This window comes from Gluconobacter japonicus (genome assembly GCF_002723975.1).
Classification (GTDB): Bacteria; Pseudomonadota; Alphaproteobacteria; order Acetobacterales; family Acetobacteraceae; genus Gluconobacter; species Gluconobacter japonicus.
Map to the genome: position 1 here is coordinate 144,748 of NZ_BEWO01000001.1, position 16,383 is coordinate 161,130.

Sequence of the window (16,383 nt, forward strand, 5' to 3'; positions counted from 1 at the left end):
CGCGCCTGATGGTGCGGTTAACGGTCTGATTAGCCTGCCTGCGGGGCCGGATCAAACGCGCCTGGACGCGTTGTTGGCACAGAAGCACGGCGATTATCGGGCAACTGCTCATCATCCGAAGCGCGCTCGATGGCTTCACCGCGCATAATGCGACCAACATCATCGCCAGTCAGCGTCTCATACTCAAGAAGCGCTGCCGTCAGGCGATGCAGATCATCAATATGCGTCAGCAGCAGCTCGCGCGCCTGCTGATAAGCCGTGTCGATGAGTGCCTTGATCTCCGTGTCGATCTCACGAGCCGTCTGCTCGGACAGGTTCTTGTTCTGCGTCACGGAATGACCCAGAAACACTTCCTGACCGTTATCGCCGTAAGAGATCATACCGAGCTTATCGCTCATGCCCCATTCGGTCACCATCCGGCGTGCCAGATCAGTGGCACTCTTGATGTCACCAGACGCACCGGCACTGACTTCTTCCGGGCCAAAGATAATTTCTTCTGCCACACGACCACCCATGGCGATCACCAGACGGGCAAGGCACCATTTCCGGCTGTAAGAAATATTATCCTTTTCCGGCAACGTCATCACCAGACCCAGAGCACGGCCACGCGGCACAATCGTTGCCTTGTGAATCGGATCGCTACCCGGCGTGAAGATGGCGCAGATGGCGTGACCGGACTCATGATAAGCCGTGGAGCGCTTTTCGTCTTCGGTCATGACCATGGAGCGACGTTCTGCCCCCATCATGACTTTGTCCTTGGCTTCCTCGAACTGAGCCATACCAACCGTCCGACGTCCCTGACGGGCCGACATCAGGGCAGCTTCATTCACAAGATTGGACAGATCCGCACCTGAGAAACCCGGCGTTCCGCGAGCAATGACCTTCGGATCCACGTCAGAAGACAGCGGCACCTTTTTCATGTGAACACGCAGGATCTTCTCACGCCCCGCCACATCGGGGTTCGGCACCACAACCTGGCGGTCAAAGCGCCCTGGACGCAGCAGAGCAGGGTCCAGAACGTCCGGACGGTTTGTTGCGGCAATGAGGATCACGCCCTCGTTGCTTTCAAAACCATCCATCTCAACCAGCATCTGGTTCAGCGTCTGCTCGCGCTCATCATTTCCACCGCCAAGGCCAGCGCCACGATGGCGACCAACCGCGTCGATTTCATCGATGAAGATGATGCAAGGTGCAGCCTTCTTGCCCTGCTCGAACATGTCACGCACACGCGATGCACCGACACCGACGAACATCTCCACAAAATCCGAACCGGAAATCGTGAAGAACGGAACATTGGCTTCACCAGCAATCGCGCGGGCCAGAAGCGTCTTACCCGTACCTGGAGGTCCAACGAGCAGAGCACCCTTGGGAATCTTGCCGCCCAGACGCGTGAACTTCTGCGGGTCTTTAAGGAACTCTACGATTTCCTCAAGCTCAGCCTTGGCTTCGTCGATACCCGCAACATCCTCGAACGTCACGCGACCGGTTTTTTCCGTGAGCAGACGGGCCTTGGACTTACCAAAGCCCATGGCACGACCACCACCAGCCTGCATTTGGCGGAACACCATGAAGCACAGACCAACCAGCAGCAGAACCGGCAGGTAAGCCCCCACATAGCGCAGGATCGGGCTTTCGCCGCTATCCATTGGCTTGGCGGTGACTTCCACACCCGCACTCGTCAGACGCGCCGGAAGACCCGGATCAATCGGCGCATACGTCTCGAAAGACGTGCCGTTCGTCAGTGTACCAGAAACATTCTGTTCCTGGATCACGACTGAGCGAACCTGATGTTCATCCACATCATGAATGAAGTCGGAATAAGCGATCTGCTGGGCAGCGTGCTGGCTTCCACCGGGCTGGAAGGCGGTCAGCACTGCCATTCCGACCATGATGATGACCACCCAGATCGCAACGTTACGGCCTAAATTGTTCATCTCGTTCTCTGTCGTCCTTCAGACTGTCTAACCGATGCAGCGTGGCTTCACCGTCTCAAACAGACCGACGTCATAGTCTACGTTGACTTCATAACATAGGCGGTCCTGCCCGTGTTCCTACCCCATAGGGGAAAGGAAAACGCATTTCAGGGCATTTTGGTGCGCTTTTCATGTCATTGAACCCCTTTCTCCCGTCACAGGCACTCCTCCTGCCCAAACAAAAGGGACTGTCCCAATGCCCTCGAGAACATCAGGCAAACCGATAACCTGTCCATTCCTCCACAGAGCCGGGAGCGTTCTCAAAGCCGACACAGGCAGACGCAGACGTCTGGCATCCAACTGGAAAGCTCCCTCTCCCAGAGCGCCAATCATGCCGTCAGCAGGAAGAGCGTCTGCAGCGCCGCGCCATCGACCATCCCATAGCACTCCGGCTTTTGCCGCGACCAAGCCTTCGACTGCCCGCTCCTCACGAACCAGCATGACACCGTCTCCGAAACGCCCTGCCGGACGCATCATGACGCCTCCCAGCGTCCCCTGCCCACGCGATACAAGAGCCTGAACCTGCTCCCGAGACGGACGATATCTCTGCCCGGACACCAGGCGGATCAACGCTGCAATCGTGTTATCCTTTATCCCGTCAGGCTTCAGATGAACCCAGCCTGCCGAATGCCAGACTGCACTTTCCGCCAAAATACGCGCCAGTTTCCTGTCTTCGGAACACCGCAACACCTGTGCCGCGACCTGCCACTCCCGCGCGTGATCCCGCTGCGTCGATGACAGATCCTGTCGCCAGCGAACACGCTCAAAGCGCCTGTTCTGATTGGAAGGATCTTCAATCCATGCAAGGCCGGCCGCACGCAATGTCGCACGTAGACGCTCCGGCGGCAGCATGAGGCAAGGCCGGACAATTCTGATCCGTCCCCGAAGAGCCACAGCCTCCATGCCGGCCAACCCGCTCGGACCACTGCCAGCATGCTGACGCATCCAGACTGTCTCATCCTGATCATGCAGATGGTGGGCAACCAGCAGATCAAGACACCCAGCCTCAACGCAGGCCTCTTCCAAAGCTTCAAAACGCGCATCCCGCGCGCGCTCCTGAAGCCGCCCTTCAGGAAAAGGCGCCAACTTTAAAACACGCGCGTCAATGCCCATCACCTGGAGGCGGCGGGCTGTCAGGCGTGCCTCAGCAGCAGATTCGACGCGTAAAGCATGATCTACAACAAAAGCCACAACATGATGTCGCCACCGCTTTGCCAGCCATGCCAAGGCAAGGGAATCGCCCCCACCGGAAACAGCCAGCCCGACAGGAGCCTCTGCAACGTCGGGCAACCAAGGTCCGACATTTTCCATCAAGGCGGAAAACTCGTCCGCCCCGACGGGACTGTTCAGATCAGTGACAGGCAGCACGTCCACGGAACGTCGCAGCGGCAGACTTCACTCGAGGCGTTGGGGTTGGAAACTCGTCCTTCAGCTTGTCGAGGGCCTGACAAGCGGAGTTTTTGTCACCCATTGCCAGAAGAGAGGCTGCCACACCTAACAGCGAGTCCTGAGCCTTGGGGGATTTCGGAGCCTTATTATAGGCATCGTAGTAAGCAACAGCCGATTCACGATACTGCTTCTGCCCCGCGAGAGACTGGGCCAAAAGGAACTGGGAATCCATTTTCCCGGAAGCGCTTTTGGCCGTCTTGATGGCAAAGCGTGCATTCGTTTCAGCGTCGTCGTACTTACCAGCCTTCAGTGCTGCATTCCCAAGCTTCAAAGCTTCAAGAGCGGTCTTCGGTGCGGCATCCCCGGCAGCAGGCGCATCAGCTTCAGCAGCTTTTGCACTGGGCGCAGCAGATGCTGCGGCCGCGGGTGCCCCGCCCCCGCCGTTCTGAGACGCAAACTGCATGTCTGAAATCTGTTTGGACAGATTAGCCTGCGTTTCCTTCTGCGCGTTGGTCAACTGATCCAGTTCTCCACGCATCTGGCGGTTCTGCTCTTCAAGAGCCGAAACACGTTCAAGAAGCTGGGCAACCATATTCCCGTCTGCACTGCCTCCAGACGATCCTCGTGATGCTGAAGAACTCGGCGCAGGCAAAGGCCCACTGTTCTGGATCTGCGAAAGCTGCTGCCGCAAAGAGGCAATTTCATCCTGAAGAGCAATCGCCTCACGGGAAGAAATCCCCCCGCCATCCGATGCGTCCTGCGCCAGAGCCGGCAGGACAGGGCAAAGCACAGAAAACGCCGTTCCGAGCATCAGTGCGCGGAGGGGACGGGACAGGGCCATGCAAGATCTCCTGAAACAGTTCAGCGCCCGGCCAGGGCGCTCTCTCGCAGTCGCCGGCGAGCACGGCAGTAGAGACAGTCATAAAACAGAAACGGCCGGGGGATAAGCTCCCCCGGCCGTTCAAACTGTCAGTCCGTCAGACGGATGACCCGGGTTCAGCGAACCGAGGTGATCGCGTTACGGTTCTGAGCCCATGAGGCTTCGTCATCACCATCAGCGGTCGGACGATCCTTACCGTAGGAGATCGTCGTGATGCGGGAAGCGCTCACGCCCTTGGCGACCAGATAGTCACGAGCAGCGTTTGCACGACGCTGGCCCAGAGCAATGTTGTACTCTTCCGTGCCGCGGTCATCGCAGTTACCAGCGATCTGGATGCTGACCTGCGGATACTTCGCGAGCCATGCAGCCTGCTTGTCCAGCGTCGCGCGGGCTTCTTCGGAGAGCTGGGAAACATTCAGCTCATAGAAGATACGATCGCCAACATTGGCAACCAGATCAGCTTCGCTGCCTGGCGTCGGGCCAGCTTCCTGCGTAGCTGCGCCAGCACCGGTGCTGTTGCCCGTATCGGTTTTGCCATCGGAGCAGGCTGCGAGAACGAGCGCCAGACCAAGCGCACCAAACACCTTGAACTTCATGTGTCTCAACCCTGAGAACGGTTCCATATCAGGAACCGAAATGCGGCATAATGCCGCGTTGTTCCGGACCCACACCTTTCATTCGGAACCGCTCAAGAGTCGCATTGCAACTCCCAGCATACCCCCTGAAAAGCACTGGCCACTAGCGCCCATACTCATGACTTAAATCCGGGGTCAAGCATCCTGTGAGACACACCCCAGACGCCGGAGAACGATTCTGATTCGAAACCAGAAAACGCAACATAAATGTCACAGATCTTAAATACGAATGTGGCGGAATTCTGCCAGTTGCTTTGCTGGACATCCTTTAAGCTCTTTATCACCATGCAGATGACGCACATCAGCCCAGCGCCATATGCGGGACAGAATTTTCCCATCTGCTGGTTTGGCTTCATTGATTTACAGAACATGCGATGGAACCATCCTGCCCGTGAGAAGCAATCCCGGTTCAATCGACTCCATTTGACGGTCTGTCATCCGTCTTGATCAGGTCTGTAAACCTGCTCTTCATGTCGAACTTCTGCTCAAGACATTCGCAAGAAAAAAACCTCCACGTCAGAAACCTGCCTGACGTGGAGGAAGCCTGTTCAGCCGTTCAGCGGAGACCAGGCCGGATCGGACGCGCCAGTCGCCGTCCGGATCGGGCGCTCATTGAAGCCCGTGATGTCGATAGTCCCAATACCCGACGCAAAGCCCGCACCACCCGCACCCGAAGCGCTCTGACGGCAGAAAGCCAGCACACGACCGTTTGGACAGAACGTCGGCGACTCAACCGTGAAACCCTGCGTCAGGATACGCTCGCCCGTTCCGTCTGGATTCATGACGCCCAGCGAGAAGCCACCGTGACCAATGCGAGTAAACGCAATCAGATCCCCACGCGGCGACCAGACCGGCGAGCCGTACTGACCGGACCCATAGGAGATCCGGCGCGCACCGCCACCTGAAGCACCCATGATGTAAAGCTGCGGGCTACCACCACGATCGGAGTTGAAGACGATCTGGCTACCATCCGGGCTGAAGCACGGGCTGGTATCAATCGCGCCACCAGAGCTGGTGATCTGGTGCTTGCTGCGAGATCCAAGATCGACAACGAAGATGTCTGATCCACCGCCACGCGTTGCAGACAGAACAACACGACTGCCATCCGGTGAGAAACGCGGCGCGAATGAAATACCATCGAACTCACCCAGCATCTGCTGCCGACCAGAGCCAAGGTCGAACAGATACACACGCGGACGATTGTTCGCGTAAGACATGAACGCGACCTGATCGCGTGCCGGGTTGAAGCGCGGCGTCAGCGTCAGCCACTGGCCACCGGTCAGCATACGGGAGTTGAACCCGTCCTGATCCATCAGCGCCAGACGCGTAATCTGATGACGACGTGGGCCTGTGCGGGCGATGTAAGCGATACGGGTATCGAAATACCCCTTTTCCCCCAGCATCCGCTCATAAATCACATCAGCAATGATGTGAGCGATACGACGCCAGTTGGACGGAGACGCCGTATAAGCCGTGCCCTGAAGCTGCTCACCAGCCACAACGTTCCACAGCCGCATCTCAACGCGAACACTGCCAGAACCGACTGCGCGCCCTGCTACAGCAGCACGGGCACCCTGCGCCTTAAGGGCACTGAAATCGGGCGTGGAACCCGGAGGCACATCACCGCTCATGACTTTGAAGAGACCCGTGCTCTCCAGATCAGAAGAAATGACGCCAGAGATCTGCTCGCCCATCCCGGCACCGAAGCTCGGGATTACGATGGGGATCGGCGCCTGACGGGCCTGATCCACGGTAATTTCCGCCTCACCTCCACCAGATGCCGCGGCACCCTGTGCAAAAGCAGACAATGGCGTTGCCAGAAGGCCACCAGCCGCAGCCGTGGCACCAAGAACAGAACGGCGCGACAGCAGCGCGCTCAGAGCATCAGCTTCGGAATCGGAAATGAAGGTCATGATGATTCCTCTAGGGTTACGGCCTGAAGACAAAACGCAGCTGATGCGTCTGGCCTAGCAGGTTGGAAGGAATGGGCAGATGGGCACAGGTCGGGCTCAGCACTGCATCGCGCGCACGCTCCGCCAGCACACGATAGGATGGGTCTGACGCCATCTTCGCTGCTGTATCTGGAGCATACTTCACAAGACGTGCCTCACCCGTTGCATCCACCGTCACAATCAGATGCGCGACAAAGCTCGCATAGTTCCGCGCTTCCGTGTCTTCCGTGTAGCAACGACGCACGGAACCACCGATCGCTTTCTGATCGGCCATGGACAGGGACTTGGTAATATCCCCGTTGGGAACACCACCGCCATCTGGCGCCCCACCTTGCGGCGGATTGGCTTTCGCCTTGGGCGCATGCGTCTGCTTCTGGTCAGACCGGAAGCTGTCCAGCGTTGCCAGAAGGGAATGACTGTCCGCCTGCGTATTCTTGGACGCATTCGGCTGGGTCATATGCGAGAACTTCGGCGTATCGGGTAGCTTGTCAGCCTTCTGCGTCTGCGGGCTCGGCGGGGCCACCATCGTCGACTTGGTCGGCGGGGATGGCTTCGGCGGCGACGCAGGCACAGGTTCCGGCGACGGCTCCGTGATCTTGGGCGGAAGCTTCGTCGGCGGCAGAGGCTGAGGCTTGGTCTCAGGCGCTGGCGGAACCGGCTGCGGCGGCGGTGGAGGCGGAGGTGGTTCTTCCGTCGGCGCCTTCAGAGGAGGCGTCGGGGACGGAGGAGCCTCGTTCTTCACGGGCGCAGGCGCAGGTGCCGGCTTGGGCGCCGGATGGTCAGCCTTGATAGGATGAGTGGGAGGACCAGCCTCCTCGAACTCCATTTGCACCGCCGGAGGTTCCGGCGGCTCAGGAGGTTTCTCGAACGGGATCCGCACCACCAGGTACAGGATCAGTGCCGCATGGACACCAACCGAACCCAGCAGCGCGTTGCGAAAGCGACGCCTGTCCGAACGACGTGGACGCACCACTGGCGAAGTCCTTTACTGGCCGCTCTGAGGCTGCTGAGCGAGCAGCGCCACATGCGTAAAGCCGCCAGACGTGATCTGACCCATGACCTGCATCACGCGGCCATAGTCGATATGCGCATCGGCACGAACGAAGATCCGATGATTCGGATCATTCTGGGACTGGACCTTGAGCTGGTCCACAAGCTGTTCCGGCGTGATCGGATCTTCGCCCAGATACAGCGAACCGTCATTGCGCAGCGAAACCGTGATCGGCTTCGTATCCGCATTGACCGGACTGGCATCCGTTTTGGGCAGATCAACATTGACGCCACTGGTCATCATCGGCGCCGTCACCATGAAAATGATGAGCAGCACCAGCATGACGTCCACCAGCGGTGTGACGTTGATCTCGGATGCCGGACGCCGACGACGGCCCCCTGCGCGCCCTCCTCCTCCAGCGGACATCCCCATGGATCAGGCCTTCCCGCTGGTCGTCTCGTCCGCACGCTCTTCGGACTGGCGGGACAGGATGGCGGCGAATTCGGTTCCGAAAGCCTCCATACGGTCCGCAAACTTGTCCGTGGAGTTGCTGAGAACGTTATAGGCAACGTAGGCGGGAATAGCCGTCACAAGGCCGATAGCCGTTGCGAACAGGGCTTCGGAAATACCCGGAGCCACGACGGAAAGATTGGTATTGTGCATGGCAGCGATCGAACCGAACGCATGCATGATACCCCAGACCGTACCGAACAGACCCACGAACGGTGCTACCGGGCCAATCGTTGCCAGGAAGATCAGGCGACGGCCCAGACGATCATTCTCGCGGGAAACGGTAATATTGATGGCACGGTCGATACGGTCCCGCACGCCACCGCGCGCCAGATCGATCCCAACAATGCGTGCCGAACGACGCCATTCGCCCATGGCAGCCCCAAACACGGCGGCCATCGGGTGCGTCGGACGGGCACCATCGGATTCGTAAAGGTCGTCCAGCGAACCGCCGGACCAGAAACGGTCTTCAAATTCCGTCGCTTCACGATTCACGCGACGCATCAGAATGATTTTTTCCGCGATGATCGCCCACACGCCTGCACTGCACAGGACGAGCCCGATCATGACCAGCTTTACGACGATGGACGCGTGCAGGAACAGGTCCAGAGGCGACAGACCGGCCGCACCGACCGCCCCAAGCGCACTCGAACTTACCTCATGATCCACTGTTCTCTCCTGTCCAGATCCTGTCCCTTACGGGTCAGGTCTCTCCATTGCACTTCGTGAGGAAACAGGAAAGTGGGTCAGACCTCTCCAGCCTCGAGTTTTCGAACAGCATCACACCAGCGAGGCGGAATTTTGGCAGGTTTCATTGTTTCTGCAGAAAGACACGCCAGTTCCACATCAATGACAACGGCGGTTTCGTTACCCTTTGAGAAATTCCGCACCGTCTGCTGAAGTTTCAGCCGTGTCGGCGTCATAGCCTCCAGCGCAGTCTCGATTTCCATTTCATCATCGAGTCGCAACGGAGAGCGATATCGGATACTGGCCTGTCGGACGACGAAGGCCAGACCAAAATCATTCAGAAGTTCCGTAACGGACGCATCTGCATCCCGCATGGCCTCGCTGCGTGCACGTTCGGCAAAGCCGAGATAGCGCGCATGATAGACAATCCCCCCGGCATCCGTGTCTTCATAATAAACCCGGAACCGGATTTTATGCGTTGCCATCAGATCCTCCGCTCATATGCCCGGTTTCAGGTCGTCGTATCATCATCGAGCGCAGAAAGGAGATCTACCTGGCTCGCGGGCGGGTTCAGCCCCAGATGGCGCCAACCCGCTTCACCCAGCATGCGACCGCGCGCTGTCCGAAGCACCATGCCTTCCTGAATCAGATAAGGCTCAATGACATCTTCCAGCGTATCGCGCGCTTCCGCCAGACCAGCTGCAAGCGTCTCAACGCCCACCGGGCCGCCATGATGGTGTTCCGCAATTCGCAGCAGATAGCGCCGGTCCATCGCGTCCAAACCGCGTTCATCAACCTCAAGACGCGACAGTGCCGCATCCGCCGTGGCGCGATCAATGATCGGTTTTTTCGCCACCAGTGCAAAATCGCGGACTCGCCGGAGCAGACGTCCGGCAATACGCGGCGTTCCTCGGGAACGACGTGCGATTTCCTCCGCACCATCATCGTTCAGATGCACACCGAGCTTGGTGGCCCCACGAGACACAATGGCCCGCAGTTCATCCGGTGTATAAAAAACAAGTCGCAGAGGAATGCCGAAGCGATCCCGCAAAGGCGTAGCCAGCAGACCGGCACGCGTCGTCGCGGCAACAAGCGTGAACGGCGCGAGATCAATCCGGACAGATCGAGCCGCCGGCCCTTCCCCGATAATCAGATCGAGTTGGAAATCCTCCATCGCAGGATAAAGAATTTCCTCAATCGCAGGCTGGAGACGATGAATTTCGTCAATAAACAGCACATCACGCGGCTGAAGGTTCGTCAGGATCGCCGCCAGATCCCCTGCCCGCTGAATGACGGGACCGGACGTTGCCCGGAAACCGACACCCAGCTCACGGGACACAATCTGTGCCAGCGTTGTCTTACCCAGACCCGGAGGGCCATGCAGCAGGACATGATCCAGAGCTTCGCCACGAGCCTTCGCGGCCTCGATAAAGATGGCAAGATTTTCGCGGCTGGCTTTCTGCCCCGTAAAATCGGCAAGGCTCTCCGGCCTGAGGCCACTTTCCGCAATGTCTTCCGGCAGACGAGCCGGGTCCGTTTCCCGAAATTCGCTCATCGGGCCAGTTCCTTCAGGCAAAGACGGATAGCCAGATCAAGGCTGGCATTCTCGTTTTCAGCCAGAACACGACTCAGCACCGGCCATGCTTCGGCCCGACGGAAGCCGAGACTCGCCAGCGCCAGCAGCGCATCATTTTCAACGCTTGGTCCGGTCACGATCCCCGGCATTGGTGCAGCCGTTCCGCCTCCCGGCATCTTGGCGACCTTGTTGCGCAGTTCGCTCAAAATACGGTCCGCAAGACGTGGCCCGACACCAGCAGCCCGCGTCAAAGACCCACGGTCTCCGGCATTGATGGCCAGTAGAATTTCACCTGGCGAGTTGGCCGATAAAATGGCCAGGGCAACCTTGGCGCCCACGCCCTGAACCGTCGTCAGCAGACGGAACCACTCGCGCTCATCAGCGGTCCCGAACCCGTACAGCAGGATCGCATCTTCCCGGACGACTGTTTCAATCAGCAGACGTGCCACTTCAGGCGGATGCGGAACATTTCCCAGCGTGCGTGTCGAGGCGGACACCACATAGCCGACGCCATTGACGTCCACGATGCAGCGCTCGCCTTCAATCTGCCCGACAAGACCCGTCAATTGTCCGATCATGCCATTCGCTTCCCAAGAGCCACATGCGCCGCACTGGCTCGATGATGCGCGTGGCAGATCGCCACGGCCAGAGCATCGGAGGCATCTGCTTTATGAATAGCCACGCCGGGTAGCAGACGCTTCACCATCATCGTGACCTGCTCTTTCGTCGCCGCCCCGGTGCCGACCACGGATTTCTTGACCATCATGGCCCCATATTCCGCGACGGGCAGCCCTTCATAGGCAGGCGTCAGAAGAGCCACACCACGAGCATAACCAAGCTTGAGCGTCGAAGAACCGTTGCGGTTTACGTAAGTTTCCTCAACCGCAGCTTCAGCGGGAGCATACTCACGGATCAGATTCTGGAGCTTCCCATGCAGCTCACAGAGCCGCAGGGGAACCGATTCCTGGCCATCCGTTGCGATTACACCGGAAGCCACATGCTTCAGGCGGTTGCCATCCACATCAATAATCCCCCAGCCCATGAAACGCAGGCCGGGGTCTATGCCCATCAGACGGATCAAGCGGCTAGCGCCTGAGCCACGTCATCCGGAAGGTCGAAGTTGGCATAAACAGCCTGAACGTCGTCGTTGTCTTCCAGAACGTCGATCAGCTTCAGAACCGTCCGGGCCTTTTCCTCATCCAGCGAAACGCTGTTTTCCGGGCGCCAGTCCAGCTTTGCGGACTGCGGCTCGCCAAAGCGGCTTTCAAGGGCGTCACGAACCGCGAAGAAATTTTCCATCTCGCAAGTGATCTCGTGACCTTCCTCAGTCAGCACAGCATTGTCAGCACCAGCTTCAATAGCGGCTTCGAGCATCTCGTCTTCGGACGCAGCATCGACCGGATAGGTCACGACACCCAGACGCTGGAACATGAAGGACACAGAGTTCGATTCACCCAGCGAACCGCCATGCTTGGAGAACGCAGCGCGGACTTCACCAGCCGTACGATTCCGGTTGTCCGTCAGGCCTTCGACAATGATCGCCACGCCAGCCGGGCCGTAACCCTCATAACGCACTTCCACATAGTCTTCGCCGCCAGCAGCACCGGATGCCTTCTTAATGGCGCGCTCGACATTGTCCTTGGGCATGTTCGCTTCACGTGCGGCCGTAACAGCGGCACGCAGACGTGGGTTGGATGCCGGGTCAGGCAGACCGGACCGCGCTGCAACCGTAATTTCACGCAGGATTTTGGCAAACTGCTTGGCGCGTTTGGCATCCTGCGCGCCCTTGCGGTGCATGATGTTCTTAAATTGCGAATGACCGGCCATCGGTCGCTCCTTCCTCTACGGGTGTCAGAGGCTCAGGCGAGCCTGCCATGACAGTGTTTGAACTTCTGGCCCGATCCACACGGGCAAAGCGCATTGCGCGGCGTCTCTTCATACCACCGCTGAAGCGTGGCTGCATCTGGCTCTTCAACCGAACCCTCCGCCGCAAACTGCGGCTGAGGCGCGGCAAAGCTCATAACCGGCTGCGAAGCCTGTTCGAGCGCGGGAGCCATCGGCGGAGCCTCGAACGTCTCATGCTGGGCGGATGTATCCACAACCGGATAAGGCGGCGGCTCGCTCACGGCCTGAATGCGGCACATGGTCTGCGTCACGCGCATCCGCATGTCATCCAGCATGGCCGTGAACATCTGGAAAGCTTCCTGCTTGTACTCGTTCAGCGGATCACGCTGACCATAAGCACGCAGGCCAATGCCCTGACGCAGCTGGTCCAGCCCATGCAGATGCTCTTTCCACACAGCATCGAACGTCGTGAGCACAACCTGCTTCTCAATCATGCGCATGAGTTCAGGCCCCATGTTCGCCGTCCGGGCGGCCTGAGCCTTCTGGGCTTCGGCTTCCACACGCTCGATCACGCCTTCTGCATCCATGCCATCTTCCTTTGACCATTCGGCAATCGGAAGATCGAGGTTCAGGGTCTCTATCAGGCTCTTGGAAAGTCCTGCCGTATCCCAGGCTTCCGCAAAGGACTTCTCAGGAATATGGGCGTGGACCAGATCCTCGATAGTGTGCAAACGCAGTTCCGCGATCACGCCAGACAGATCTTCAGACGACATGTATTCCTTGCGCTGGGAATACACTTCCTTGCGCTGGTCATTCATGACGTCGTCGTATTTCAGCGTGTTCTTGCGCATGTCGAAATTGCGGGCTTCAACGCGCTTCTGAGCTTTTTCGACGGCCTTGTTCAGCCAGGGGTGAACAATCGCCTCCCCTTCCTTCAGACCCATCTTCTGCATCATCGCGCCCATACGGTCGCCAGAGAAAATGCGGATCAGATCGTCTTCAAGTGAAAGGAAGAAACGGGAATTACCCGGATCGCCCTGACGTCCCGAACGGCCACGCAGCTGGTTATCAACACGCCGGCTCTCATGACGCTCCGTCCCGATGACATACAGACCACCGGATTCATGAACGGCGCCATGATTGGCCTCGACAGCCACCCGGATCTCCTCGGTAATCCGCGCACGTTCCGCTTCATCCTCGATGCCGTCCGTGTAGGCATGGGTCAGCATTTCAATATTGCCGCCCAGCTTGATGTCCGTACCGCGACCGGCCATGTTCGTGGCGATCGTGATGGCACCCGGGGCACCAGCCTGCGCAATGATGCTGGCTTCTTTTTCATGATGCCGGGCATTGAGCACGTTATGCTTGATGTCTCGTCCCGCCAAAATACTGGAGAGATATTCGCTCTTCTCAATGGACGTCGTGCCCACAAGGATCGGCTGACCCTTGGCCGTAATTTCCTGAATCAGATCAGCAACGGCGTTAAACTTCTCGCCAGCCGTCAAATAAACTTCATCATCCGTGTCGATCCGCTTCACCTGACGGTTCGTCGGGATTTCCACAACCGTCAGATTGTAGATTTCTGCGAACTCGTCGGCCTCGGTCATGGCCGTACCAGTCATACCGGACAGCTTCGGATACAGGCGGAAGTAATTCTGGAACGTGATGGAGGCGAGCGTCTGGTTTTCCTGCTGGATTTCGACGTGCTCTTTCGCTTCCAGCGCCTGATGCAGACCATCAGAATAACGGCGGCCATCCATCATACGACCCGTGAATTCATCAATGATGATCACCTTGCCATCACGGACGATGTAATCAACGTCCCGTGTAAACAGCGTATAGGCCCGCAGGGATTGCTGAACGTGATGCACCACAGCCACGTTGTGAATATCGTACAGGCCACCTTCCTGCAGAACGCCGGCTTCATTCAGAAGCTCTTCAATCCGGTGCGATCCAGCTTCCGTCAGCGTCACGCTGCGCTGCTTCTCATCCTTGTCGAAAGTCTCGGGTTCCAGCACCAGCTTCGCCACGACCGCATCAACCGTCCGGTAAAGCTCTGAACTGTCGTCAGCGGGACCGGAAATGATCAGTGGCGTCCGGGCTTCGTCGATCAGGATGCTGTCCACCTCATCCACGATGGCGTGGTTGAACGGACGCTGCACCATATCGGCGAGCGAATATTTCATATTGTCGCGCAGATAGTCGAAGCCGAACTCGTTGTTCGTTCCATAGGTAATGTCTGCGGCATAGGCTTCACGACGCTCTTCATCCGCCAGATTGGGGATAATCACGCCTGTCGTCAGACCAAGGAAGCTGTAAAGAACAGACATTTCCTCAGCATCACGACGGGCCAGGTAGTCGTTCACCGTCACGACATGCACGCCCTTGCCGGACAGCGCGTTCAGGTAAACGGCCAGCGTGGCGACAAGGGTTTTACCCTCGCCAGTCCGCATTTCAGCAATCCGACCGTCATGCAGAACCATTGCACCGATCAGCTGCACATCGAAATGGCGCTTACCCAGCACACGCTTCGACGCTTCACGGCAGACAGCAAAAGCTTCCGGCAGCATCGCATCCAGAGTTTCGCCTTTGGCGACGCGTTCTTTGAACTCTACCGTCTTATGCTGAAGCTGCTCGTCACTGAGCGCCTGAACTGTGGGCTCCAGAGTGTTGATCTCGGGCACACGGCGCTGATACGCCTTGAGCGAACGATCATTGGCGGAACCGAAGAGGGCGCGTGCGAGGCGTGCGAACATGCTGAACCTTGAGATGCCGAGCACCCGATCAGAAGCTCTTTCCACCAGCGGAAAGACCTCCCAAACCGGGCAATCACGATTTTCACGTCACGTGGAGATAGGACCCGCGTGCCCACGGGTCAATGGAGAGGCACCCGGGAGGTCCACTAAAATGCCCATTTCCGGAGTGTGACGGAATGGTAAGGGGCCGTGCTCTTGCAGGGTTGAGCGCGCTTTGTCATGGTGCTGCCCATTCGTTTTCCTCCTTCTTTATGGTCCGAGGTATTTTCATGCGGCTTTCCCGCTCCACTCTCGCCTGTGCAGCACTTCTGGCTGGCACGTCGGTTTCAGCTCCTCTTGCTTTCGCGGCTCCTGCTGCCCCGGTTGCTGCTCCAGCACCGGCCGCTGCACCCGCTCCGAAGCCAGACATGGTGATCGCGACCGTCAATGGCGAAAAGATTACCCTCGGTGATGTTCAGCAGGCTGCTGGCAACCTGCCGCCGCAGGCCCGTCAGCTTCAGCCGTCCATGCTGATCCCGCTTCTGGTCAACCAGCTCGTCGACCAGAAGGCGATCCAGATCGCTGCTGGCAAGGAAGGTCTGACCAACAAGCCGGAAGTCAAGGCTGCCATGCAGAACGCTGCCAACAGCGCTCTGCAGAATGCCTATCTGGAAGAGAAGGTCGCTCCGCTCGTGACCGATGCGGCTCTGCATGACTACTACCAGACGCATTACGCCAACCAGAAGCCTGAGCAGGAAGTTCACGCTCGCCACATCCTCGTGGAGACGGAAGCACAGGCCAAGGACATCATTGCCCAGCTCAACAAGGGTGCTGACTTCGCGAAGCTTGCTGGCCAGCTGTCCAAGGACAAGGGTTCCGCTGGTGCAAACGGTGGCGATCTTGGCTGGTTCAAGAAGGGTGACATGCTGCCGGCTTTCTCTGACGCCGCTTTCACCATGAAGCCAAACACGATCTCCCAGACGCCGGTGCACACGCAGTACGGCTACCATGTGATCCAGGTTCTGGGCACGCGGACCGCTCCGATCCCGAGCTTCGACCAGATCCACGATCAGGTTCGTCAGGAACTGATCCGTGACAAGGTTCGCCAGATCGTTCAGCAGGCTGAATCTCAGGTGAAGGTTGTTCACTTCGACGCACAGGGCAAGCCAATCGCTGATGCCCCGGCTGCCGCTCCGGCCAAGAAGTAAGA

15 protein-coding genes are annotated in these 16,383 nt (G+C 58.4%); 1 reads left to right on the plus strand and 14 read right to left on the minus strand.

Annotated features, from left to right (window positions below):
• Positions 1 to 29: 29 nt before the first annotated feature.
• From ftsH to secA, 14 genes are all read right to left on the minus strand, one after another.
• Positions 30 to 1,934 (minus strand): ATP-dependent zinc metalloprotease FtsH, encoded by a 1,905-nt coding sequence (ftsH, locus tag GJA01_RS00700; protein ID WP_062024424.1) that lies wholly within the window; start codon positions 1,932 to 1,934, stop codon positions 30 to 32.
• A gap of 168 nt (positions 1,935 to 2,102) precedes the next feature.
• Positions 2,103 to 3,347 carry a tRNA lysidine(34) synthetase TilS gene (gene tilS / locus GJA01_RS00705; RefSeq protein WP_253783428.1) on the minus strand — a complete coding sequence of 415 codons (1,245 nt, stop codon included), beginning with the start codon at positions 3,345 to 3,347 and terminating at the stop codon, positions 2,103 to 2,105.
• Entirely contained in the window at positions 3,325 to 4,203 is an 879-nt protein-coding gene (locus tag GJA01_RS00710) for a tetratricopeptide repeat protein (RefSeq protein WP_062505378.1), read from the minus strand. The genes tilS and GJA01_RS00710 overlap by 23 nt, the downstream gene beginning before the upstream one ends.
• 155 nt (positions 4,204 to 4,358) lie before the next feature.
• A complete protein-coding gene (gene pal, locus GJA01_RS00715) occupies positions 4,359 to 4,838 on the minus strand; it encodes a peptidoglycan-associated lipoprotein Pal (protein ID WP_010501078.1) in 480 nt (159 codons plus the stop codon).
• A 587-nt stretch (positions 4,839 to 5,425) separates the two neighbouring features.
• On the minus strand, positions 5,426 to 6,790 hold the full coding sequence (gene tolB / locus GJA01_RS00725; protein WP_061932602.1) for a Tol-Pal system beta propeller repeat protein TolB: 1,365 nt from the start codon (positions 6,788 to 6,790) through the stop codon (positions 5,426 to 5,428).
• Between the two features lie 16 nt (positions 6,791 to 6,806).
• Complete coding sequence (locus tag GJA01_RS00730) at positions 6,807 to 7,802, minus strand: hypothetical protein (protein ID WP_023944900.1); 996 nt, start codon at positions 7,800 to 7,802, stop codon at positions 6,807 to 6,809.
• A 12-nt stretch (positions 7,803 to 7,814) separates the two neighbouring features.
• Positions 7,815 to 8,252, minus strand: coding sequence for a protein TolR (gene tolR, locus GJA01_RS00735; RefSeq protein WP_010501072.1), 438 nt, complete (start codon positions 8,250 to 8,252; stop codon positions 7,815 to 7,817).
• A gap of 3 nt (positions 8,253 to 8,255) precedes the next feature.
• Complete coding sequence (gene tolQ / locus GJA01_RS00740) at positions 8,256 to 8,999, minus strand: protein TolQ (protein WP_010501071.1); 744 nt, start codon at positions 8,997 to 8,999, stop codon at positions 8,256 to 8,258.
• Positions 9,000 to 9,076: 77 nt separating this feature from the next.
• On the minus strand, positions 9,077 to 9,502 hold the full coding sequence (gene ybgC / locus GJA01_RS00745; protein WP_007282571.1) for a tol-pal system-associated acyl-CoA thioesterase: 426 nt from the start codon (positions 9,500 to 9,502) through the stop codon (positions 9,077 to 9,079).
• 26 nt (positions 9,503 to 9,528) lie between these two features.
• Positions 9,529 to 10,572, minus strand: coding sequence for a Holliday junction branch migration DNA helicase RuvB (ruvB, locus tag GJA01_RS00750; RefSeq protein ID WP_061932604.1), 1,044 nt, complete (start codon positions 10,570 to 10,572; stop codon positions 9,529 to 9,531).
• Positions 10,569 to 11,171, minus strand: a complete 603-nt coding sequence (ruvA, locus tag GJA01_RS00755) for a Holliday junction branch migration protein RuvA (protein WP_062505376.1) — start codon at positions 11,169 to 11,171, stop codon at positions 10,569 to 10,571. The genes ruvB and ruvA overlap by 4 nt, the downstream gene beginning before the upstream one ends.
• Positions 11,168 to 11,674 (minus strand): crossover junction endodeoxyribonuclease RuvC, encoded by a 507-nt coding sequence (ruvC, locus tag GJA01_RS00760; RefSeq protein WP_010501068.1) that lies wholly within the window; start codon positions 11,672 to 11,674, stop codon positions 11,168 to 11,170. Before ruvC ends, ruvA begins: the two co-directional genes overlap by 4 nt.
• Positions 11,671 to 12,420 (minus strand): YebC/PmpR family DNA-binding transcriptional regulator, encoded by a 750-nt coding sequence (locus tag GJA01_RS00765; RefSeq protein ID WP_007282575.1) that lies wholly within the window; start codon positions 12,418 to 12,420, stop codon positions 11,671 to 11,673. Before GJA01_RS00765 ends, ruvC begins: the two co-directional genes overlap by 4 nt.
• Before the next feature lie 32 nt (positions 12,421 to 12,452).
• Positions 12,453 to 15,194 (minus strand): preprotein translocase subunit SecA, encoded by a 2,742-nt coding sequence (gene secA, locus GJA01_RS00770; RefSeq protein ID WP_062505374.1) that lies wholly within the window; start codon positions 15,192 to 15,194, stop codon positions 12,453 to 12,455.
• Between the two features lie 269 nt (positions 15,195 to 15,463).
• On the opposite strand from secA, the gene GJA01_RS00775 reads away from it, so the two are divergent.
• Positions 15,464 to 16,381, plus strand: a complete 918-nt coding sequence (locus tag GJA01_RS00775; protein WP_253783426.1) for a peptidylprolyl isomerase — start codon at positions 15,464 to 15,466, stop codon at positions 16,379 to 16,381.
• Positions 16,382 to 16,383: the final 2 nt, after the last annotated feature.